General features: G+C 75.1%; 9 protein-coding genes. 4 read left to right on the top strand and 5 right to left on the bottom strand.

The annotated features are described in order from the left end of the window. The first annotated feature begins 148 nt into the window (after window positions 1–148). From ACFVVX_RS13380 to ACFVVX_RS13370, 3 genes are read left to right on the top strand one after another with little or no spacing between them, the layout of a single operon-like run. Window positions 149–1,090, top strand: a complete 942-nt coding sequence (locus ACFVVX_RS13380) for a thiamine pyrophosphate-dependent dehydrogenase E1 component subunit alpha (RefSeq protein ID WP_387944762.1) — start codon at window positions 149–151, stop codon at window positions 1,088–1,090. Beyond that, window positions 1,087–2,049, top strand: a complete 963-nt coding sequence (locus tag ACFVVX_RS13375; RefSeq protein ID WP_387944760.1) for an alpha-ketoacid dehydrogenase subunit beta — start codon at window positions 1,087–1,089, stop codon at window positions 2,047–2,049. The genes ACFVVX_RS13380 and ACFVVX_RS13375 overlap by 4 nt, the downstream gene beginning before the upstream one ends. 23 nt (window positions 2,050–2,072) lie before the next feature. Further along, window positions 2,073–2,864 carry a DUF3050 domain-containing protein gene (locus ACFVVX_RS13370; protein ID WP_387944759.1) on the top strand — a complete coding sequence of 264 codons (792 nt, stop codon included), beginning with the start codon at window positions 2,073–2,075 and terminating at the stop codon, window positions 2,862–2,864. On the opposite strand, the gene ACFVVX_RS13365 is transcribed toward ACFVVX_RS13370, so the two are convergent. The 5 genes from ACFVVX_RS13365 to ACFVVX_RS13345 all read right to left on the bottom strand — a co-directional run bounded on the left by ACFVVX_RS13365 (window position 2,861) and on the right by ACFVVX_RS13345 (window position 18,937). Further along, window positions 2,861–3,700, bottom strand: a complete 840-nt coding sequence (locus ACFVVX_RS13365; protein ID WP_387944758.1) for a class I SAM-dependent methyltransferase — start codon at window positions 3,698–3,700, stop codon at window positions 2,861–2,863. The two genes, ACFVVX_RS13370 and ACFVVX_RS13365, sit on opposite strands and share 4 nt — an antisense overlap. 26 nt (window positions 3,701–3,726) lie before the next feature. Then, complete coding sequence (locus tag ACFVVX_RS13360; RefSeq protein WP_387944756.1) at window positions 3,727–5,178, bottom strand: MFS transporter; 1,452 nt, start codon at window positions 5,176–5,178, stop codon at window positions 3,727–3,729. A gap of 157 nt (window positions 5,179–5,335) precedes the next feature. Beyond that, a complete protein-coding gene (locus tag ACFVVX_RS13355; RefSeq protein WP_387944754.1) occupies window positions 5,336–15,487 on the bottom strand; it encodes an amino acid adenylation domain-containing protein in 10,152 nt (3,383 codons plus the stop codon). A 16-nt stretch (window positions 15,488–15,503) separates the two neighbouring features. Then, complete coding sequence (locus tag ACFVVX_RS13350) at window positions 15,504–17,060, bottom strand: alpha/beta fold hydrolase (RefSeq protein ID WP_387944752.1); 1,557 nt, start codon at window positions 17,058–17,060, stop codon at window positions 15,504–15,506. A 527-nt stretch (window positions 17,061–17,587) separates the two neighbouring features. After that, window positions 17,588–18,937 (bottom strand): acyltransferase, encoded by a 1,350-nt coding sequence (locus ACFVVX_RS13345; RefSeq protein ID WP_387944750.1) that lies wholly within the window; start codon window positions 18,935–18,937, stop codon window positions 17,588–17,590. A 241-nt stretch (window positions 18,938–19,178) separates the two neighbouring features. Here ACFVVX_RS13345 and ACFVVX_RS13340 point away from each other — a divergent pair, with 241 nt between their 5' ends. After that, window positions 19,179–21,539 carry an FHA domain-containing protein gene (locus ACFVVX_RS13340; protein ID WP_387944748.1) on the top strand — a complete coding sequence of 787 codons (2,361 nt, stop codon included), beginning with the start codon at window positions 19,179–19,181 and terminating at the stop codon, window positions 21,537–21,539. Window positions 21,540–21,557: the final 18 nt, after the last annotated feature.

Genomic DNA, 21,557 nt, shown 5'->3' with positions numbered 1-21,557 from the left:
GCCCCCCCCGGGCGCCCCCCGGGGGGTGGGCGCCCCGGGGCCCCCCCCGGCGCCCGGCGCGGGGGCGGCCCGGGTGGCCCCCGCCGGCGGGCCCCGGGGGGGCCCCCCCGCCCCCCCGCCGCTCGGCACGCCCGAGGAGCGCTACCGGATGCTCCGGCTGATCCGCGGTTTCGAGGAGCTGGCCCTCGGCCTGGTCCGCGCCAAGGTGATCGTCGGCGGGGTCCACCCGTACATCGGGCAGGAGGCGGTGGCCGTCGGTGTCTGCGCCGCACTGGGCCCGGGCGACCGGCTCACCAGCACCCACCGCGGCCACGGCCACGTCCTCGCCCGGGGCGTCGACCCGAGCCGGCTGCTCGCCGAACTCGCCGGTCGCGTCGACGGGTTGAACCAGGGGCGGGGCGGCTCGATGCACGCCGCCGACCTCTCCCTGGGCATCCTGGGCGCCAACGGCATGGTCGGCGCCGGAGCACCGATCGCCGTCGGCGCCGCCTGGGCCGCCCAGCAGGCCGGCGACGGCCGGGTGGCGGTCGCGTTCTTCGGCGACGGCGCGCTCAACCAGGGCGTGCTGCTGGAGGCGTTCAACCTCGCCGCGATGTGGCGGCTGCCGGTGGTCTTCGTCTGCGAGAACAACGGCTACGCCACCACACTGCCCGCCGCCACCGCGGTCGCGGGCAGCGCCCTCGGCCGGGCCCGGGCCTTCGGGATCCCCGCCGTCGAGGTCGACGGAATGGACACCGAGGCCGTCCGCGCGGCCGCCGGGCAGGCCGTCGAGCGGGCCCGCTCGGGCGGCGGACCCGGCTTCCTGGAGTGCCGGACCTACCGCTTCGAGGCCCACCACACCATGGAGCACCGGATGAAGCTGCACTACCGCGCCCCCGAGGAGGTCGACTCCTGGCGGGCCCGCGACCCGCTGCCGCGCGCCGCCGCACTGATCGGCGAGGCACGCCGGGCCGCCCTGGACGAGGAGGTCGCGGCCGAGCTGGCGGCGGCCGAGCGGTTCGCACTCGCCTCCGAACACCCGGACCCGGCAGGCGCGTTGGACCACCTGTACGCCGACGGGCTGCGGCCCAGGGCGGGGGCGTCGGGATGAGCAGGCTCTCGTACACCAAGGCCCTCAACCGGGCGCTGGCCGACGAACTGGCCGAGGACCCGGCGGTCTGCGTGTTCGGCGAGGACATCGGCGCCGGCATGGCCGGTCCGACGCTCGGGCTGCTGGACCGCTTCGGCCCGGGGCGGGTGGTCGACACCCCGCTGTCCGAGCAGGCCTTCACCTCGATGGCGATCGGTGCGGCGCTGTCCGGCCGGCGGCCGGTGCTGGAGTTCCAGATCCCCTCGCTGCTGTTCCTGGTCTTCGAGCAACTCGTCAACCAGGCACACAAGTTCTCGCTGATGACCGGCGGCCAGGCCGGCGTGCCGCTGACCTGCCTGGTGCCCGGATCCGGCTCCCGCGACGGCTGGGCGGGCCAGCACTCCGACCACCCGTACAGCCTGTTCGCGCACGCCGGGATCAAGACCGTGGTGCCCGCCACCCCCACCGACGCCTACGGGCTGATGCGGTCGGCCATCCGCGATCCCGACCCCGTCGTGGTGTTCGCACCGGCCGCCGCGCTGCCCGTCCGGGAGACCGTCACCTGGGAGTTGGCGCCGATCCCGCTCGGCTCGGCCCGGGTGCACCGGGAGGGCACGGACGTGACCGTGGTGGCCGTCGGCCACCTGGTGCACGACGCGCTCGCGGTCGCCCAGGAGGTCGCCGACGAGATCTCCGTCGAGGTCCTCGACCCGCGCACCCTCCACCCCTTCGACTGGGAGGCCCTCGCCGCCTCGTTGGAGCGCACCGGTCGGCTGGTCGTCATCGACGACTCCAACCGCAGCTGCGGCATCGGCGGCGAGGTCCTGGCCACCGCCGCCGAGGAGATGCGCCTGATCGCCCCGCCCCGACGGATCACCCGCCCCGACGGCACCGTCCTGCCCTTCGCCCCGCAGCTCGACCGCGCCCTCCAGCCGGGCCGCGAGCAGCTGCGGCACGCCCTGCGCACCGTCATGAAGTGACCGAACCCCCGAGGAGTCCGCCCATGTCCACCAACCGCTACCACTGGGACCGCTCGCACCCGGGCCTGTCCAGCCTCCAGCAGGCCATCGAGCCGCTGCGCCGCGAGGTCGTCGACCACACCGTCTACGGCGGCCTGAACAGCATCGAGCGCGTCCGCACCTTCCTGGACCGCCACGTCTTCGCCGTCTGGGACTTCATGTCGCTGCTGAAGAGCCTCCAGCGCGAGCTCACCAGCGTCGACGTGCCCTGGGTCCCGAACGGGCCGACCGCCAGCCGCCGGCTGATCAACGAGATCGTGCTGGTCGAGGAGAGCGACGAGCTCGGCGAGGGCTTCACCAGCCACTTCGAGCTGTACGTCGAGGGCATGCGCCAGGCCGGCGCCGACCCCAAGCCGGTCGAGGACTTCCTGGAGCTGCTGCGCTCCGGCACGCCGGTGCCGCAGGCGCTGAAGGCCGCCGGGGTGCCGGAGGCCGCCGTCGACTTCACCGCGACCACCTGGGAGATCATCGAGAACGCGCCGGTGCACTGCCGCGCCGCCGCCTTCGCGTTCGGCCGCGAGGACCTGATCCCGGACATGTTCGCCCAGGTCATCAAGATCGACGACCCGGAGGGCGTGCTGACCGTCTTCAAGGACTACCTCGCCCGGCACATCGAGGTGGACGGCGAGCAGCACACCCCGATGGCGATGCAGATGCTGATCGACCTCAACGGTGACGACCAGGCCAAGTGGGAGGCCTGCGCCGAGACCGTCCGCACCGCCCTGCGGGCCCGGGTCCGGCTCTGGACGGCGATCGAGGAGGCCTTCCCGGCCTAGGCCCTGACGCCCGGGGCTCCCTCCTCCTCCGCCTGGTCCGCTCCGCTGCGGCGGGCCAGGAAGAGGTAGGTCCGCCAGGGCAGGGTGAAGGCCCCGCCGAGCTCCCGCAGGAGGGCGCTCTCCAGGTCCTTCACCAGGTCGTCGCGGACCCCGTCCGGGAGCACCAGCAGCTGGGAGGTGGTGGCGCGGTAGGCCGCGAACTCCGCCGCCTCCCAGGTCTGTTCCCAGTCGTAGGTGAGCAGTTCGAGCTCCTGGAACCCGTGCCGGCGCGCCGTCGGCTCGGTCGGCCAGACCGCCGGGCCGAGGCCGCCGTCGTCCCGGGCCTCCTGCCCGTGCCGGGCGAAGACCCGCTCGATCACCGACCGGGCGGGCGTCCCGCCCCACTGGTCGACGTCCCACCGCTCGACGTTCCAGAGCAGCGCGAGCAGCCCGCCCGGCGCGACCGTCTCGGCGGCCTTGGCCCAGCACCGCTCCTGGTCGAACCAGTGCCAGGCCTGGGCGCAGACCAGGCCCGAACTGCGGTACGGCGGGCGCCAGTCCTCGAAGGGCTCGACGTGGACGCCGACGCCGCGCACCCCGGCGACGGCGTTCGCGCGCAGCAGCACCGTCGCCATGCCCAGGTCCGGCTCCACGCAGGTGACCTGGACGCCGCGGGCGGCGAACAGGCGGGTCGCCTTGCCGGTGCCCGCGCCGGGCTCGACCAGGGTCGGCCCGGGCAGTCGGGAGACGATCTCCCCGATCGCGGACTCCGGGTAGGACGGCCGGGCCACCTCGTACAGCGACGCCGCCGGGCCGTAGCTCCGGGCCCGCTTCGCCCACTCGTCGGGCGTGTTCACTCGGCTCCCCCTCAGGGATCGTACGGCTAGTCGGACTTGGCGGCCTTGGGGACGAACAGTGCGGCCAGCGCCGCACCGAGCCCCGCCAGGACGGCGGCGATCAGCGCGATCCGCAACCCGGCGGCGGACGGGTGGACGCCGCCGCCGTCCGCCGCCGAGGCGGTCGTGGTCAGTGCGGCCAGCACGGCGCTGACCACCGCGCTGGCCACCGAGGCGCCGATCGAACGGACCAGGGTGTTGAGGCCGTTGGCGGCGGCCGTCTGGGAGTGCGGGGTGGCGGCGACGATCAGCGCGGGCATCGCGGCGAAGGCCAGCGCCAGGCCCGCGCCGACGATCACGGCCAGGACCGACAGCCACCAGCCGCCGCCGAGCAGCGGGATGCCGGTCGCGTAGCCGGCCGCGATCACCAGGGCGCCGAGCACCAGCGTCGCCCGGGCGCCCCATCGGGTGGACACCGCCGGGGAGAGCAGCGCGACGGCCATCATCACCACGCCGGCGACGGACTGCAGCAGCCCGGTCTCCACCATGGAGAAGCCCGCGCCGTAGCCGGTGCTCGACGGGGCCTGGAGGACGTGCGGCAGGACCAGCGAGATCACGAACATCGCGAAGCCGACCAGCAGCGTCGCCGCGTTGGTCGCCAGCACCGGGCGGCTCGCCGAGGTGCGCAGGTCCACCAGCGGTTGCGCGGTGCGCAGTTCGAAGCGGACCCACCAGAGCGCCACGGCCACCCCGAGGGCGAGCGCCCCGAGCGTCGGCCCGCTGGTCCAGCCCCAGCCGCGCCCCTTGGAGAGGGCGAGCAGCAGGCAGACCAGGGCGACGGCGAGTCCGGCCGCGCCCGGCCAGTCGAAGCGTCCGCCGAACCGCACCCCGGAGGCGGGGATGTAGCGCGCGGCGAGCAGCAGGTTGGCCGCGCCGAGGGCGGCGACCGCCCAGAACAGCACGTGCCAGTCGGCGTGTTGGGAGAGGAAGGCGGAGAACGGGAAGCCGATGGTGGAGCCGACGCCGACGGTGGAGCTCATCACCGCGAGCGCGCGGCCGAGGCGTTCGCGCGGGACTTCGTCGCGCATGATGCTCAGGCCCAGCGGCAGCGCCCCGGCGCCGCAGCCCTGGAGGGCCCGGCCGGCGATCAGGACGGAGATCGAGTCGGCGGCCGCGCACAGCATCGATCCGGCGACCATCAGCCCCAGGCACCAGAGCAGCACCCGGCGCTTGCCGAGCATGTCCCCCAGTCGACCGCTGACCGGGGTGCAGACGGCGGCGACCAGCAGCGTCGCCGTGACGGTCCAGGCGGCGTTGGCCGGCGAGGTGTCCAGCAGCTGCGGGAGGGAGGGCAGCAGTGGGATCGGCACGGTGTTGACCAGTGCCGCGGTGAACCCGCCCAGCGCGAGCGCGGGCACGGCGGCGCGCCGGCCCCCGGCGGCGCCGGACGGGGCGGGCGGCTCGCCGGTTCGGGCGGAGCCTGCTGCGGTGGGTCGCACGGGGGCGGACCTCCCATGGTCGTGGGGCGGGTGGGCGGTGCCGGGCCCCCGCCCGCCGGGTTGGGCGGGCGGGGGCGTCGAACGGGCTGCTTCGGACGGGTGGTTCGCGTGAGGCGGTCGGGCGGTGAGGCGGTGAGGCTGGTGCAGGGCGAGGTGGTCAGGCGGTTCGCTCGGCCACCGCGCGGGCCACCGCCCGGACGGTGGGCTCGCGCATGAACTCGCCCAGCGGGTACTGGTAGCCGAAGCGGTCCCGGATCCGGCTGAGGATCCGCACGGCCTTCAGCGAGTTGCCGCCGAGTTCGAAGAAGGATCGGTCCAACGGCACCGACTCCAGCCGCAGTTCGGCGCACCACATCAGGTGCAGGGCCTGCTCCGCCGGGGTGGCGGGGGTGTCCCCGTCCGCGACGGCCTCGGCCGTGGCCGTGGCCGTGTCCGCGGACGTGTCCGCGGCCGTGTCCGCGGCCGTGTCCGCGGACGTGTCCGGGCCCGGGCCGCCCACCGGATCCGGCAGCGCCTCCGCCCGCAGCTTGCCGCTGGCGTTGACCGGCAGCCGGTCCAGCCGCACCCAGTGGTCCGGGACGAGGTAGGGCGGCAGCGTCTCGGCGAGGCCGGAGCGCAGCGCGGCGCTCCACCCGGCGCCGCCGTCGGCCTCGGGCGCGACCACGTAGGCCACCAGCTGCGCCTCGCCGTCCGCGTCCCGGCGGGCCAGCACGGCGGCGTCGCGGACCCCGGGCAGCCGCCCGAGCGCCCACTGCACCTCGCCGGGCTCCACCCGGTGGCCGCGGATCTTCACCTGCTCGTCGGTCCGGCCCAGGTACTCCAGCGTGCCGTCGGCGCGCAGTCGCACGAGGTCGCCGGTCAGGTAGACCCGCTCGCCGGAGCCGGCCGGTCCGGTCGTGAAGCGCTGCGCCGTCCGCGCCTCGTCCCCGAGGTAGCCGGTGGCCAGTCCCGGTCCGGACAGGGCGAGTTCACCGGTGGCGCCGACCGGGACGGGCCGGCCCGCCCGGTCCAGGAGATGGATGCGGACGTTGTCCACCGGTCGGCCGATCGGGATCCGCGGCTCGTCCAGGTCGGTGACCCGGTGCGAGACGGCGATCACCGAGGCCTCGGTGGGGCCGTACTCGTTGAACAGCTGCGTGTCGGGGTGGGCGGCGAGGAAGCGGCGCAGCGCCGGGGTGGCCACCAGCTGCTCCCCCGCGAGCCGGACCTCGCGCAGGGTCGGTACGGAAAGGCCGTGCTCCACCAGGTACTTGAACGGGGTGCCGGCCATGTGCAGCCGTTCGACCCGGTGGCGGCGCATCGCGGCGGCCAGCTCGGCCGGGTCGCCGCGCAGCGCCTCGGGGACGAGGACGAGCGTGGCGCCGGCGGCCAGGGTCGCGAAGATCTCCTGCACGCTGACGTCGAACCCGGCGGACGTCCACTGCAGGGTGCGCAGCGCCGGGCCGGTCCGCAGCTGCCAGCGGACCAGGTTGACCGGGCCGCGGTGCGGCACCAGGACGCCCTTGGGCCGGCCGGTGGAGCCGGAGGTGTAGATGCAGTACGCCGGGTCCTGCGGGCCGACGGCCGGCTCGGGCCGGGTGTCGGGGAGCCCCTCGTGGGCGTCGTCGAGCAGGACGACGGGGAGGTCCACCGTCTCCTGGCGGTCGGTGAGCAGCAGGACGGCGCCGCTGTCGGCCAGGCAGTCGGCGACCCGCTCGGCGGGCAGCGAGCGGTCCAGCGGGAGGTAGGCCGCGCCGGTCTTGAGGACGGCGAGCAGTGCGGTGACCAGGCCGGCGCCGGCGGGCAGGCCGACCCCGACGATGCGGCCCGGACCGGCGCCCCGGGCCGCCAGGGCGTGCGCGAGGCGATTGGCGGCGCGGTCCAGCTCCCGGTAGCTGACGGCGGTGTCGTCGCCGGCCAGGGCCGGGGCGTCGGGCGTGGCGTCGGCCTGGCGCTCGACCAGGTGGTGCAGGCAGTCCGGGGAGGTGCCGGTGGGCTCGCCGTGCCGGGCCTCGACCGCCGCCCGGTCGCCGCCGGTCAGGGCGGTGAGCTCGGAGAGCGGTGCGGGGCCGGCCTGGCGCAGCACCTGCTCCAGGTAGTCGAGGATCCGCCGGACGGTGGACTCCTCGAACCGGGCGGCGTCGTACTCGACCGCGCAGCGCAGCCCTGCCGCGTGCCGGGTGAGGTAGAAGGTCAGGTCGAACGGCGCCCGGTCGCTGGGCAGATCGACCAGTTCGACGCCGATCCGCGGCGGGTCGAACTCCAGCGGGGTGTGGTTCTCGTACTCGACCATCACGCCGAACAGCGGGTTGGCGCCGGGGACGCGCTCGGGGTTGAGGGCGTCCACGAGTTCGTCGAACGCCACGTCCTGGTGCTCGTAGGCGCGGGTGCTGCGTTCGCGGACCCGTCGGACGAGTTCGTCGAAGCCCGGGTCGCCGGAGAGGTCCATCCGCAGGACGACGGTGTCGATGAACATGCCGATGTGGTCCTCGGCGCCCTCGGGCCGGTTGGCGACCGCGGTGCCGAGCATGAAGTCGTCCTGGCCGCTCAGCCGTCCGAGGACGGCGCCCAGTGCGGCGAGCAGCACCATGAACGGCGTGGCCCCGGCGGAGCGGGCGAACCGTGCGACCTGGTCGGTGAGTTCGGCGTCGTAGTCGTGGACGAGGCTGCGGCCGCGGCTCGTACCGGCGGCGGCCGCCGGACGGTCGGCGGGCAGGGCGAGGACCGGCGCGCCGGCCAGCTCCCTCGTCCAGAACTCCAGGCTGTGCGCGGCCGGTCGGGCGGGTGCGGCCGGCGGGTTCCCGAGCTCCGGCAGGTCGGTGGGCAGGGCGGGCCAGGCGCGGTAGTACGCGGCGAGGTCGAGGCAGAAGACCTGGGTGGAGAGCGAGTCGAAGACGATGTGGTGCGCGAGCAGGAAGAGCACGTGCCGGTCCGGGCCGAGCCGGGCCAGGCGCAGCCGCACCAGCGGTCCGGTGGCGAGGTCCAGGACGGTGTCCCGCTCGGCGTGGACCAGTGCGGTGAGCGCCTCCTCCACGGGCGTGCCGGTGAGGTCGGTGACCGGGCAGGGCAGTGGCGCCGGGGGCAGGACGACCTGGCGGAGCCCGCCGTCGGCCTCGTGGAACACGGTGCGCAGCTGCGGGTGGCGGGCGGCGACCCGGTCCAGTGCGCCGTGCAGGGCCGTGAGGTCCAGCGGGCCGGTCAGCACGATGCCCTTCGGCTCGTGGTAGTCGGTGCGGCCGGGGTACATCCGGTCGACCAGCCAGAGCCGGCGTTGGGCGGGCGTGGCCGGGGTGCCGGGGACGGCGGGCGTGGCCGGGGTGCCGGGTTCGGCGGTGGCGGGCTGCGGCTGCGGCTGCGGCTGCGGCTGCGGCTGCGGCCGGTGTACCGGCCGGTGGGCGTCGCGGAGGTCGGCCACCAGGGGCAGCGCGGCCAGCAGCTGCTCACCGGGCACGCCGAAGTCCACGAAGCAGGCGATCTCGTCGGCGCCGGCCGCGACCACCGCTTCGGCGATGGGCCGGGCGCTGTCCGGGCTGCCGATCAGGGCGCGGTCCTCGCAGTAGCGGTGGAACGCCCGGTCGAGCAGGAAGTCGACGTCCTCCGGGTCCGTGTCCTCCAACTCGGCACCCAGGCCGAGGCTTTCGGCGAAGCCGCCGAGCAGCGAGAGCGAGGAGCGAAGGTAGGACCGGAACGGTCCGGCGGCCTCCCGGCGCGCCTGCTCCCGGTCGGCGCCCAGGTAGGTGTGCATCAGGACGACCACCCGTCCGGCCGCCGGGTCGAGGCCGCACTCGGCCCGGGTACGGCGGTAGAGCGCGATGTTCGCCGCGAGGTCGGCCACGCTCTGGGTCATCAGGTTGGTGACCACGCCCAGGTCGTTCTCGGCGGCCCGGCGGTAGCTGTCGGGGTTGGCGACCACCGCGACGAACAGCGGCGGCTGCGGCTGCACCGGTTTGGGGAAGAGGCCCACCTCGACCTTGGCCCCGGTGCCGGAGACGGCGGCCACCTGCTCACCGGCCCAGAGCCTGCGGACGGTGTCGAGCTGCTCGTACATCAGCTCGCGGTGCCGGCCGTAGTTCCCGGGGGCCAGGACGAAGTCGTTGGCGTGCCAGCCGGAGGCGATGCAGAGTCCGGCCCGCCCGTGCGAGAGGTTGTCCACCACGGACCACTCCTCGGCGACCCGGATCGGGTCGTGCAGCGGCAGCACCACGGAGCCGGCGTGGATCCTGATCCGGGTGGTGCGGGCCGCCACGGCCGCCGCCAGGACGGACGGGTTGGGGAAGATCCCGCCGAAGGAGTCGAAGTGGCGCTCCGGCAGCCAGACGGCGTGGAAGCCGCTGCGGTCGGCGAACTCGGCGGCCGCGAGGACGTGGCCGTACTTGTCGGTCGCGGACTGGTCGGGGTAGTCGCCGAAGAAGTAGAGGCTGTAGTCGCAGGCGGGCCGGCCGGCCGGGGGCCTGCTCGCGGGCGCGGGCACGACGGTGGGCATGGCGACGGGCACGGCGGCGACGGGAGCTGGCGCAGGTGTCGGCGCGGGCGCCGGGACCGGCCGGGCGATCGGTGCGGGTACCGCGGGAGCCGTCGCCCGGACCGCCACCGGGGCGGCGGGCACCGGCCTCGGTGCCTCACCGGCTGCCCCGACAGCGACGGCGGTCGTGGCAGTGGCGGCGGTCGTGGCGGTGGCGGCGGTCGTGGCGGTGGCGGCGGAAGCGGCGGTGGGCGCGGGGATCGCAGGGGTCGCCGGGGTACCGCCGTTCGCGTCGTCCCACAGGTCCAGCTGGCGCGTCATCAGGCCGGTGACCTTGGCAATCATGTCCTCCGCGACCCGCAGCTGCGAGGCGCACAGCTGCGCCAGCTCGCTGCCGGGGGCGGCGGTCGGCAGGGCTGCGGCCGGTGCCGGTGCCGGGGCGGGCTCGGCCGCCACGGTCCCGGTCGGCGGCGGGCTGACGGCAGGACCGGCCGCCTCGGCAGCCGCCGAAGCCTGAGCCGGGGCCTGGGCCGAGTCCTGGGCCGGGGCCTGCGCCGGAGCAGCCACTCGGGCCTGGGCACCCCCCGGAGTCTCCGGAGCCCGCTCAGCCACCGGAGCCGTCACCGGAGCCGGAGCCGCAACCGCCGTCGGCCCGTCGGCCCCCTGCGCGGCCAGCAGGCCGGCCAGTCGGCGCGGAGTGTCCGCCTCGTCGAAGAACGCCCGCATCGGCACCCGTACCCCGCACTCCCGGTCGAGCCGCCGGGCCAGCCCCACCAGCGACAGTGAGTCGCCACCGAGGGCGATGAAGGTCTCGTCCACGTCGAGCTGCCCGGGCGCGATGCCGAACCGCTCCGCCGTCAGTGAGCGGACCAGGTCGAGCAGGCCGTCCGCCGCCCCGGCCGCCCGGGGCGGCACAACCACCCGGGGCGGCACAGCCGGAACCCCGTCGGCCACCGGTACCGCACGCACCGGACCCGGAGCCGGACCCGAAGCCTGCGCCGGTGTCGCATCCGCCGGGAGCGCGGCCCCGGACGGCACCCGCTGCCCGAGGACGGTCCACCGGAACGGGTACCCGGGCAGCGGCACCCGCTGCCCGCCCGCCGCCAGCGCGTCCCAGTCGAGCGCGAACCCGCCGCAGTACAGCTCACCCGCGGCCAGTTGCAGCGCCGCCGACTGCCCGCCGTCGCGCAGCTGGGAGGCGGTCCAGGCGAGGTCGGGCACGGCCCGCCGACCGAGCAGCACCAGTTCCTCGCGGGGTCCGATCTCCACCACCGTCTCGCAGCCGGTCGCGTGCAGAGCGGCCAGCGCCAGGTCGAAGCGGACCGGGCGGCGGGCCTGCCGCACCAGGTACTCGGCGGGCGGCACCTCGCCGGCCGGCAGCACCATGCCGTCCGCAGCGGTGATCAGCGGCACCCGCAGCGGGGCCAGGACGCAGGCCTCGACGGCCTGCGCCAGCGGCCGCAGGACGACGTCCAGCATCCCGCTGTGGAAGGCGCGGTCGACCGGCAGCCGGCGCGCCTCGATCCCCATCCCGTCGAGCAGTTCCTCCGCCGTCCGCAGGGCCAGCGGGGTGCCGGAGAGCACGAAGGTGCCGGCGCCGTTGCGCGCCGCGATCTCCAGGCCGCTCTCCCGGGCGACCCGCTCGGCGACGGCCGGGTCGGTGCGCAGGGAGAGCATGCCGCCCTCCGCCATCGCCGTCTCCATCAGCTCGCCGCGCCGCGCGGTCAGCCGGATCCCGTCCTCCAGCGAGAGCGCGCCGGCCGCGCAGAGTGCGGAGAGCTCGCCGAGGCTGTGCCCGAGGACCTGGCCGGGCTCGATGCCCCAGGCGCGCCACTGGGCGGTCAGCGCCGCCTGGAGCGCGAACAGCGCGGGCTGGGCGAGACCGGTGGCGAGCGGTTCGCCGGACCGGCCGGAGTCCAGCAGGGCGGCCAGCAGACCGGGACCGCCGACGGCCTCGCGGTAGGCCTGTTCACAGCGGTCGAGGACGTCCCGGACCACCGGCAGCGCCGAGTACAGCTCGATCGCCATACCGCGGGCTGCCGAGCCCTGCCCGCTGTACGCGAAGGCGACCGGCTCGGGCGTGCCCGGGCGGGGGGTGCCCAGCCGGAACGCGGTGGCCGCGTCGGGCTCGGCGCCGGACGCCAACCGGTCCAGCTCGCGGGCGAGTTCGGCGGAGTCGGTGGCGACGACTGCGGCCCGCACGGCGTGCCCCGGCCGGGTGGCCAGGCTCGCGGCGACATCCGCCACGGCCGTGTCCGGGTGGCGGCGCAGCCGGCCCGCCAGTTCGGCGGCCAGCTCACGCACCGCTGCCTCGTCGCGCCCGCCGAGCGGCACGACGCGGGAGCCCCCGGCGGCCGCCGCGGTGACGGCCGGGCGCGGCGGCGCCTCCTCCAGGATGGCGAAGGCGTTGGTGCCGCCGACGCCCAGCGCGTTGACGCCGGCGCGCAGCACCGGCGAGCCGCCGGGCGCCTGGGGCATCGGGCCGTGCTTCGTCACCAGGGTCAACGGGCTTCCGTTCAGTGCGAGTTCGGGATTGGGGCGGTCCAGGTTGCGGGTCGGGACGAGCTCGCGGTGCTGAAGCATCAGCACGACCTTGATCAGCCCGGCCATTCCTGCGCAGCTGTCGAGGTGGCCGATGGCCCCCTTGGCCGAGCCGACGGCACAGAAGCCCTCCGGCCCGCCCGGTGAACCGAGGCCCAGGCTCAGGGCCTTGAACTCGACCGGGTCGCCGATCGGCGTGCCCGTCCCGTGGGCCTCGACGTAGCTGAGGTCCTCGCCGCGGACGCCGGCCCGGCGCAGGGCCTCGCGGACCACGTCGGCCTGGCCCTGCACGCTGGGGGCGGTGAAGCCGACCTTGCGGGCGCCGTCGTTGTTGACGGCGGTGCCGGTGATGACGGCGAGGACGGGGTCGCCGTCGGCGAGGGCCCGGTCGAGCGGCTTGAGCAGCACCACGCCGACGCCGTTGCCGCCGACGGTGCCGTCGGCGGCCGCGTCGAAGGGGCGGCAGCTGCCGGTGGGCGAGAGCACGGACTCGGGGTGGTAGCGGTAGCCGGCGCCCTGCGGCAGCTGGAGGGCGGCCGCGCCGGCCAGGGCGAGGTCGGCCTCGCCGTTGCGCAGCGCCTGGGCGGCGAGGTGCACGGCGACCAGGGAGGTGGAGCAGGCGGTGCGGATGCCGATCGCGGGTCCGGAGAGGCCGAGCCGGTAGGAGACTCTGGAGGCCAGGTAGTCGGGCAGGCTGCCGAGGGCCGCCTGCATGCCGTCGGCGAGGTCGGGGTCGGGCGCGGAGGTGTCGGACTGATAGCCCGTCAGGTTGGCTCCCTCGCCCGCGTAGACGCCGATCCGCAGGCCGGGTGCGGGGGCCGCGTAGCCGGCCGCCTCCAGCGCGTGGTAGCTGGTCTGCAGGAACAACCGGTGGGCAGGGTGGGTGAGTTCGGCCTCGCGCGGGCTCATGCCGAAGAAGCCGGGGTCGAAGGCGTCGACGTCGGTCAGGGCACCGCCGACCGGGACCCGGTCGGGTGCGGTGCGCTGCGCCTCGGAGAGCCCGGCGGCCCGGAGGTCCGCCGGGGTGAAGGCGGTGAGGCAGTCGCGGCCGGTGCGGAGGTTCTCCCAGTACTCCTCGGGCGTGCCGGCGCCGGGGAAGCGCAGGCCCAGGCCGATCACGGCGATCGGCGTGTCCACGGGCGTCGGCACCGGCGCCGGCTCGCGGACGGAGACGGAGGCCGGGGCAGGAGACCGGACGGGCTCCGGCTCGGTCCGCCGGACCTCCCGCACCCCCAGGGAGCCGAGGTGGTCGGCGAGTTCGGCGATCGAGGGGTGCTCGAAGAGCGCGGAGACGGCCAGTTCGGCGCCGAACCGCGCGCCGAGGGCGCGGTGCAGCCGGACCATGGTGACCGAGCCGAGGCCGAGCTCGTAGAACGGCGCCCGGTCGTCGCCGCCCGCCTGGTCGACCCGGGTGCCGGACAGGGCCGCGACCTCCGCGCGCAGCAGGGCGCGCAGTTCCGCACCGCCCAGCCCGCCACCGCCCAGCCCGCCACCACCCGGCCCGTCGCCCCGCGAGGCACCCGGCTCCAGCACCAGGGCCGCCGGGACCGGCTCCGGCGCCACCGCCGGGGTCGGCGCGAGCAGTTTCACCAGCTCGCCGCGCCGGACCTTGCCGCTGGAGGTCCGGGGGAAGTCCTCGGCGGCGAGCGGCACGACGTGCCGGGGGAACAGTCCGAGCCTGCGCAGCACCGCGCGACCGATCTCGGCCCGCGTCTCCTCCACCGGCCGCTCGCCCGTGGGGGCGAAGAACAGGGCGAGGGTCTCGCTGCCGAGCTCCTCGTCCGGCACCCCGCAGGCCGCCGCGCCGCCGGCGGCCACGCCCGGGACGGACTCGACCACCGCCTCGACGGCGTGGCAGGGGTGATTCTCGCCGTTGATGATGACGATGTCCTTCTGCCGGCCGATCATCACGGCCTGGCCGTCCCGGATGAACGCCAGGTCCCCGGTGTCCAGCCAGGGAAGCTCCTCGCCGACGTCGACGAAGGTCTTCGCGTTGGCCTCGGGGTTGGCGAGGTAGCCGGGGGTGTTGCGGATCGAGCGGACCTGCAGCCGCCCGACCGTCCCCACCGGCACCACCGCGCCGTCCTCGTCGACCACGCGCAGGCCGGCGCCGGGCGCGGGGGCGCCGACGGCGACGAAGGTCGTGCACAGCTCGTCCGGTACGTCCTCGCCGGCGGGGACGGTGGCGCCGCCGAGGCTGTCGGTGCGCAGCCGGTGCAGGCTGCCGGGGGCCCGGTAGCGGCTCCAGCTGATCGCCGTGGTGGTCTCGGTCATGCCCCAGCAGGGCACGAAGCAGTCGGGGTCGACGCCGTGGGGGGCGGTGGCGGTGAGGAAGCCGTCGACCACCCGCGGGGGGATCTGCTCGCCGCCGCTGACCAGGGTGCGGACGTGGGCGAGGTCCCAGTCGGGGGCGGGGGCCTCCTGGAGGGCGGACCAGACCATGCGGAAGCCGAAGGACGGCGCCCAGGTGTGCCGGGAGCGGTGCTCGGTGACCAGGTCGAACCAGCGCAGCGGCTCGGCGAGCACCAGCTCGGTCGGGACCTGCACGTTGTCGCTGCCCAGGTAGACCGGCAGCACGTGGTAGAGCAGCAGGGCGGCGCTGGCGTCGACGGGCAGCCAGCTGAGGGTGGAGTCGTCCTCGCCCCAGCCGAGCGCCTGCCGGCTGCCGGGGAGGAAGTCCAGCAGCGCGTCGTGGGTGAGCGGGATGACCTTGGGCAGGCCGGTGCTCCCGGAGGAGAGCATCAGCAGGGCCGGGTCGCTGCCGGCGGGGACGAAGTCCTCCTGACCGCCCGCGCCGCCGTCCGCGCCGACGCCCGTCCGGCAGTCGGCGATGTCCAGTGCCTCCAGCGCGGCGCCGTCCGGGTGGCCGGCCAGGTCGGCGGCGCCGGCGGCGTCGGTGAGCACGCGGGGACCGTCGAGCAGCGAGCAGGCGCCCGCGAGCCGTTCCACCGAGCGCTGCCGGGCGGAGGCGTCACGGCGCACGTCGACCGGCAGCGGGACGATCCCACCGAGCACGCAGGCCCAGAACGCCGGGAAGTAGTCGGCGAGTTCGAGGCCGTACAGGACGAGCACGTCGCCGGGCCGGCAGCCGCCGCGGCGCAGTCCGGCGAGGACCGTGCGGGCCTGGGCGAGCAGGTCCGGGTAGGGCATCCGGGTGGCCCGGCCGGCCGTGTCGACCACCACGACGCCCTGGTCCGGCCGGTCGGCCGCCGCCCGGGCGAGTACGGCGGCCAGGGTGGCCGGTTCGTCCGGTGCCCGGAGCACGTCCGGGCCGTGGCAGATCGCGGGTTCCGGTTGCTGCGGCGTGCGCTCGTCCTGCTGGGTCATCCGTCCGTCCCCCCGGTCAGCGGGTCCGGCGCCAGTAGGCGCCGTAGCCGTCGATGTCCTTGATCTCGTCGTCGATGCCGTGGCTGCGCCGGAAGTCGTGGACCGCCTCCTGGCACACCGTGATCAGGTAGTCGTCCACGATCACGAAGCCCCCGACGGAGAGCTTCGGGTAGAGGTTGGTGAGCGCGTCCATGGTCGACTCGTAGAGGTCGCCGTCGAGCCGCATCAGGGCCAGGCTGCGGATCGGGGCCTTGGGCAGGGTGTCCTTGAACCAGCCCGGCAGGAAGCGCACCTGGTCGTCCAGCAGTCCGTACGCCTCGAAGTTGCTGCGGACCTGCTCCAGAGGGACGCCCATCACGTCGTTGAGCAGGTGGGTCTCCAGTTCGGCGTCGCCGGGGTGGCCCTCGGCGCCGACCTCGGGCATGCCGCGGAAGGAGTCGGCGGCCCAGACCCGGCGGTCCGTCACCCCGTGGGCGCGCAGCAGGGCGCGCAGGAAGATGGAGGTGCCGCCGCGCCAGACCCCGGTCTCGATGAAGTCGCCGGGGACGCCGTCGCGCAGGATCCGCTCGACGCAGTACTGGACGTTGTCCAGGCGGCGCAGGCCGACCATGGTGTGCGCCTTGCTGGGCCAGTCGAGCCCGGCGTGGCGGCTGATCGGGTCGTAGGAGCTGTCGGGGGCCCAGTCGCTGGGCAGTGGCGGGTCCTCGTAGATGACGTTGGTGAGGGTCTTCTTCAGCAGGTCCAGATACAGCTCGGTGCCGGTGTCCACGGCAGCCGCCTTTCCTGTCGTGCCGCCCGGCGGGGTTCCGGTGGGGTTGCCGGTCGGGTTGCCGTTGGGGTTGCCGGTCGGGGGGTCGCCGAGCAGGTCGCCCCGCAGGAGGGCGACGGCCCGGGAGGCCTGTTCGGTGAGGAGGAAGTGCCCCGCGCCGGTCGCGGTGCGGATCTCGACGGGTCGGCCGACCGCCTCCTGCCAGTCCTGCGCCCGGTACGGCGCGGTGACCGGGTCGGCGTCGCCCCACAGGACGGTGACCGGGCAGTTCAGGGCCTCGCGTGGGGGGCGGTAGCGGTAGGCGTCGGTCAGCCTGGCGTCCTCGCGCACCAGGCCGGCGTAGTAGGCCATCGCGTCGCGGTCCCGGGCGATCTCGGCGGGGACGCTGCCGAGCCGGAGCAGGAAGGCCTCGACCTCCGAGTCCGGGGTGTCGGCGTCCCACTTCGGGCCGAAGCCGCGCTGCGGCGGCGGGCAGGCGGAGACCACCAGGCGCCGGGCGGGCGGGAAGCCCCGCTCCTGGAGCAGGCGGGCGGCCTCGTAGGCGATCAGGGCGCCCATGCTGTGGCCGAGCAGCACCCAGTCGGCGCCGTCCGTCTCGGCGGCGACCACCCGGGCGAGGTCCTCGGCGGCCTCCGGGATGCCCTCGTAGCCGCGCTCGGCCGAGCGCGTGCCGCGGCCCGCGGACTCGACCGGGCGGACCCGCAGGTCGCCGCCGAGCAGCGGCTGCCAGGCCTGGAAGGCCGTCACCGAGCCGCCGGCGTGGGGGATGCAGAAGAGGACCGCTGGGGTACCACGAGCCGGCAAGGCCGTCACCTCTCGCTGGGGCGCCCGGTGGGGCGGGGTGTGCGGAGATCGCCGAGCGGGTCCGGTGGTCCCGTCCGACGTGAGGTTGATCACGGGGGCGGGAATACAATGTCACATGCGCCATGTCATGCCAAGGGGTTTCCTGACGCAGGCACATCAACTGCCACTCCCGTCACTGCGCCTCACCGGTCGGCGTGAACCCAGGCGTTCACGGCTCGGCGGCACCCGGGATCAGCACACGGGATCGGCACACGGGATCGGCGCACGGGATCGGAGCACGGCAAGGCGCGGCCGCACCCGGCCGGCGGTTCACGACGCCTCCAGGACGGACGGCGGCCGGACAGGAAGGCAGGCAGCAGGCAGCGGGCGCACAGCAGTCGGGCAACGCGGCAAGCGGACAACGCAGCCCACGGGCTACGGGCAACGGGAAGCAGCCACCCGGGCAGCAGTCACCGGGCACCGGGCAGCACAGCCCGCGCGGGTCCGGCGCGCCCCCGCGAAGGAGGCCGCCGACCGGCGGTACGGGCTCAGATCACCTTGGACACGGCCGCGGCCAGCGCCGGCAGCGCGTCCGCCGGGTCGCGGAAGCGGTGCAGCAGCGCCCGCCCCTCGGCGCCGCGCAGCCGGGCGGCGAGCCGGGCCGGGAGCACCACCGTGCTGAGCAGTCCCGTGCCGTGGAAGCCCTCGACCGTCCAGGACACCCACGGCAGCGGGTAGTTGGCGGCCGGGCTGAAGAACACCGGGCGCTGCCCCTGGAACCGCAGCTCGTACAGGCCGAAGCGGCTCCAGTTGGAGAAGCTGAACCGGCGCCGCTCCGGGTCGAAGCCGAGCGGCACGCAGTCGCGCAGCCGGGAGCGCCCGATCGCCTCCAGGAAGCCGAGGTTGGCCCGCATGTTGAGGTGGTCGTCGGCGAATCCCTCCAGCGCCTCCCGCAGGCCGGCGGCGAGGGCCGCCGGGCCGTCCTGCGGTGCGTACGGCAGGTGGATGTCGCTCAGCAGGTTGCCCACCAGGGAGGCCGGCAGGCCGAGCGTGCGGCGCGCGTTGACCGGCACGGTGAGCATGCGGGTCTCCGGGTCGTTGTCCAACTCCCGCAGCACGCTGACCAGATGGGCGCAGAACACGTCGCCCGAGGAGAGCCGCCTCCCGACCGCTTCCTCGAACTCCTCGCGCATGCGCGCCAGTTCGGCGTCGCCGAGGTACATCTGAACGGTCCGGTTGGCCCGCGGCCCGATCGCCACCTCGCGCGCCAGCAGCGCCGCCTCGGCCGTGTCGGGCAGCCGGAATCCGGTCCGCCCGCAGTCCACACCGGGCAGCACCTTGTCCAGCAACGCGTCCTGGTCCTCGACGAGTTCGGCCTCCGGAAGCTCCTCGCCCTCCACCGCCGCGGACCACGCCCGCATCAGCAGCGCGAAGCTCTGCAGGTCACCGATCGCGTGGTGCCAGGAGCAGCCCAGCACCGTGCCGCCGCCGGACGGCCGGGTGACCCGGACGGTCAGCAGCGGCACCCCGCCCACCCGCGCGGCGGGGGCGTCCACCGGGTCCACGAGCTGCGCGCCGACCGAGGCCACCCGGCCCATCGCCTCGACGAGCGTGCCGTCGACCTCGTAGCCGTCCAGCGGCACTCCGGCGTCGTCGCAGACCACCTCCAGCACGTCACCCACCGTGCGCAGCCGCCCCGCGAACACCGGTACGCGCTCCAGGGCGAGCGCCAGGCCGGCGGCCAACCGGTCCTCGTCCAGGGCCTGTTCGAAGAAGAAGACGACCGACACCGACAGGTCGGCGAGCATGGTGTCCATCAGCCCGCAGCGCAGCACCGTCCCCGGGGCGCGGCCCGCCCGGACGACCCGGGACTCCCGCAGCTGCGGCCAGACACTCATGTTCCATCCCGGGGCTCGCGCGGAGTCGTGCGGATCACCCCGAACCATAGGGCAGTCGACCCTCACGGATCCAGTGGTCCAGTCCAATTGACAGGGCCTCGACCAGCCCGGGGCCTCCGGTCCGGCCCCCGGGCATGCAGCGGCCACCCGGGTCGGCCACCCGTCGGCGGGCCGGTCCGGTCCCACCCCTCGGACGGTCCCGCAGGACACGCCCCGGCCCACCGGCGATAGAATTCCCCGTATGGGAGAGCGCGCAGGCGCGCCCGCCGCGCCGCCACTGATGCTCGTCACCGACACCGACTCGCAACTGATCGACCCGGGCCGGGCTTACCACGTCGGCCGTGACCCGACCAGCGAGATCGTGCTGGACGACCCCCGGGTCTCCTGGCACCACGCGGTGCTGCGGGCGAGCGCCGGGCACTGGCTGCTGGAGGACGTCGGCAGCACCAACGGCACCTTCACCGACGGCCGGCGGATCCAGCAGCAGGAGCAGGTCGGCCCGGGTACCAGGCTGCGCTTCGGCAACGCCGCCGACGGCCCCTCCGCCACCTTCGCGGGCCTGCCCGAACCGGCCGCGGCCGAGCGGCCCTCGCTGGTCGCCCCGCAGGCCTCCGGGATCTTCCGGCAGCCGACCTCGGTGCTGCGGCTGCCCGGCCGCACCGTCCGGATCGGCCGGGCCGGCGACAACGACCTGGTCCTGAACGACCTGGTGGTCTCCCGCCACCACGCCGAGCTGCGCACCCTGCCGGACGGCGGCCACGAGATCGTCGACCTGTCCAGCCACAACGGCACGTACCTCAACGGCCGGGCGATCGAACGGGCCCCCGTGGGCTCCGCCGACATCATCGGCATCGGCCACGCGGCACTCTGCCTGGCCGACGGCGAACTGGTCGAGTACACCGACACCGGCGAGATCTCGCTCAACGTGCAGGGCCTGGTCGTCCGGGTCGGCTCGGACCACCGGGTGCTGCTGGACGGCGTCAGCTTCCCGCTCGCCGAGAAGGCCCTGCTCGCCGTGGCCGGTCCCTCCGGCGCGGGCAAGTCCACCCTGCTCAACGCCCTCACCGGCCTGCGCCCCGCCGACGATGGAACCGTCCTGTACGACGGCCGCGACCTCTACCGCGACTACGCGGAGCTGCGCCGACGGATCGGCCTCGTCCCGCAGGACGACATCCTGCACACCCAGCTCAGCGTGCGCCGCGCGCTGTCCTACGCCGCCGAATTACGCTTCCCCGGCGACACCGAGCGGCACGAGCGGCAGGCCCGGGTCGACGAGGTGATCCACGAGCTCGGCCTGGACAGCCGCGCCGACCTGGTCATCTCCAGCCTCTCCGGCGGCCAGCGCAAGCGCGTCAGCGTCGCCCTGGAGCTCCTCACCAAGCCCTCGCTGCTCTTCCTGGACGAGCCGACCTCCGGCCTGGACCCGGGGATGGAGCGCTCGGTGATGCAGATGCTGCGCGGCCTCGCCGACGACGGCCGCACGGTCGTCGTGGTCACCCACAGCGTGCTCAGCCTGGACGTCTGCGACCGCCTCCTGGTGCTCGCCCCCGGCGGCCGCACCGCCTACTACGGCCCGCCCGACGAGGCCCTGCCGTTCTTCGGCTTCACCGAGTGGCCGGAGGCCTTCGAGGCCTTCGAGAACGAGGACCACGCCGCCTGGCAGCGCCGCTTCCGCGAGTCCCCGCAGTACGACCGGTACGTGGCCGCCACCGCGCTCCCCCCGGCGCTGCGGGCGCCGCCCCCCGCCTCCCCGATCGGGCCGGAGAAGCCGCAGAGCTGGCCGTCCCAGCTGAGCACCCTGATCCGCCGCTACACCGCGGTGCTGGCCGCCGACCGGCTGTTCCTCACCGTGATGATCGCGCTGCCGTTCATCATCGGCATCATGTGCCGGGCGATGGCCGGCTCGCGGCTGAGCTCGGACAACGCCCTCAACTGCCTGCTCACCCTCTGCATCGGCGGCCTGCTCACCGGCTCCGCCAACGCCGTGCGCGAGATCGTCAAGGAACGGCCGATCTACCAGCGCGAACGGGTGGTCGGGCTGTCCAGATCCGCGTACCTGGTCTCCAAGGTGGTGGTGCTCGGCACGATCACGGTCGTCCAGGCCGCCGTACTGACGCTCGTCGGCCTGGGCGGGGTGGACCTCAGTCCGCCGCTGCCGGGCGGCGGCCAGGTGCCCAGCGGGGTCGTGCTGCCGCCGCTGGTCGAACTCATCCTGGCCGTGGCGCTGCTGTCCTTCTCCGCGATGATGCTCGGCCTGCTGGTCTCCGCGCTGGTGCGCAAGGAGGAGGCCACCATGCCGCTGCTCGTCCTGCTCTCGGTGGTGCAGATCGTGTTCAGCGGGGCCATGCTGAAGCTGCACGGGGTTCCGGGCCTCGAACAGTTCGCCTGGCTGATCCCCTCCCGCTGGGGCCTGGCCGCGATGGCCCAGACCATCGACCTGCACGCGATCCTGCCCACCGCCATCACGGCCGATCCGCTGTTCCGCCCCGACCGCAGCGCCTGGCTGCGCGGGATGGTCCTGCTGGTGGGGCTGTCGGCGGTGTTCGGGCTCGCCGTGCTCGCGCTGCTGCGCCGCCAGGAGCCCGCGATCATGCGCAAGTGAAGCGGCCGCCGATGGACG

Origin of the sequence: Kitasatospora sp. NPDC058170, assembly GCF_042883905.1 — a bacterium.
Classification (GTDB): domain Bacteria; phylum Actinomycetota; class Actinomycetes; order Streptomycetales; family Streptomycetaceae; genus Kitasatospora.
Note: the sequence above shows the minus strand (reverse complement) of the source record. Positions and strands in the feature narration are given on the sequence as shown.